Annotated in this window: 2 pseudogenes; both read left to right on the forward strand. The window is 73.4% G+C overall.

Features of this window, described 5'->3' with window-relative positions:
- Window positions 1-229, forward strand: a pseudogene (locus tag R1101_RS28350) (Hsp70 family protein); the annotation flags it as partial.
- Between the two features lie 9 nt (window positions 230-238).
- A pseudogene (locus R1101_RS0123120) lies at window positions 239-1,599 on the forward strand (LuxR C-terminal-related transcriptional regulator); the annotation flags it as partial.

A 1,599-nucleotide genomic window follows, 5' to 3' on the forward strand; every position in this document is an offset into this window, starting at 1 on the left:
ACCCGCCCCGGCACCTGCTCCCCAGCCCGCGCCGCAGCCGACCGCCCCGAGCACGGGCGGCAGCGGCGCCGGCGACGCCCTCTCCGGCGCCGGTCAGGGTGCGGGCGCGGTCGTCGAGGGTGTCGGCAACGGTGTCGGCCAGGTGCTCGACGGCACCGGCAACGTGGTCGGCGGTGTCCTCGACGGCACCGGACAGGTCGTCGGCGGGTTGCTCGGAACCGGACGCTGACCGATCGCGATGACGTCCGTCCCCGCTCCTCCGCGACGACCGGTGCCCCGGGAGGTCACGCGCGCCCTGGCCACCTCCGCTCCCCCGCGGCTGCTGCTCGTCGGCGGCACCGGAACCGGGAAGTCCGCCGTACTCGCTTCGCTCCGGGACGATCTCGGTGACGTGCGCATCGTCGACGACGCGCACCGCATGACCGCCGCAGAACTGCAGGATCTGGCCGACCACGTTCGCGATGCGCCGACGGGGATCGTCGTGTCCACCGAACCGCGTCCACATCGCGCCGAGATGCGTTCGCTGACAGCAGTATTCGCGGGGAGCGGCACGGTGGTGGAACTGGGCCGGTGGACAGCTCGCGAAACCGCCGGTCGTGCGGCGTCGTTCGAACTCCGGCTCGCACCGCCCCAGGTGCGCGCACTGCACCGCCTGACGGGTGGAGTACCGAACCTCGTCGACACCGCTCTCAAGGCCCTGCGGACGGACGGCGACGTCCGGCACGCCGTCGGAGAGGCGATCCGCCGGCAGCTCCTCGCCGACCTCGATCTCACCGCAGCTCTGGCTCTCGTCGATCTCGGCGCGGCGCTCGATCCCGGCGAACTCGCCGCCGTACTCGAGGTACCCGCCGCGCGGGCCCTCGATCTCGTCGACGCGGCCCGCGCGAGCGGTCTGCTCGGGGCCGATGCAGCGAGTCTCACTGCGGGAGCGAGCGGCGTGCCCGCCGCGGTCCTCGGGAGACACAACCTGCTCGCCGTCGCCCGCCGCCTCCTCGCGACACGCATCGACGCCGGAACACTCACGCCGCACCTCGCCCGGGGGCTCGCCACGATCGGCCTCACCGATCCGCACCTCGCCCGACGGCTCGTGGAGTTCGCGGTCGACGCAACGCCGCGCGAGGCCGCCGATCTTCTCGACGCCGCGGTACCGGCGGGAGCCGATCCCGATGCCCTCGCAGTGCGGCGCGCCGAAGTCGCCTTTGCGGCAGGGGATCTCGAGAAGGCCGAACAAATCACCGATCGGCTGCTCGACCGCGCCGACACGACCGACGTCGACGACGTGCGCGCCGCCACCCGGATCTCCGCGAGTATCGCCGCGCATCGCGGCATGCTCGACCGCAGCGCGGACCTGTTCGAATGGCTCGGACCCGAACGGGTCGGCACGGACGCCCCTCTCGCTGCCACCGTGCTGCTCGCCGCCGGACGGCCTTCGGCCGCAGAACATCTCCGCGGTGCCGCCGCCTCGGGTGCCCCGACCTCGTCGGCCTCCGCCGCACGGCTGCTCGAGGAAGGCCTGCGCGAATCCGTCGGCGGCGACGGCCGTATCGCGATGAACCGCCTCGCCCGCGCACTGACGAGCCTCGGATCCGACGGTTCGCT

Source organism: Rhodococcus sp. R1101 (assembly GCF_000278445.1).
Taxonomy (GTDB): Bacteria; Actinomycetota; Actinomycetes; order Mycobacteriales; family Mycobacteriaceae; genus Rhodococcus; species Rhodococcus gordoniae.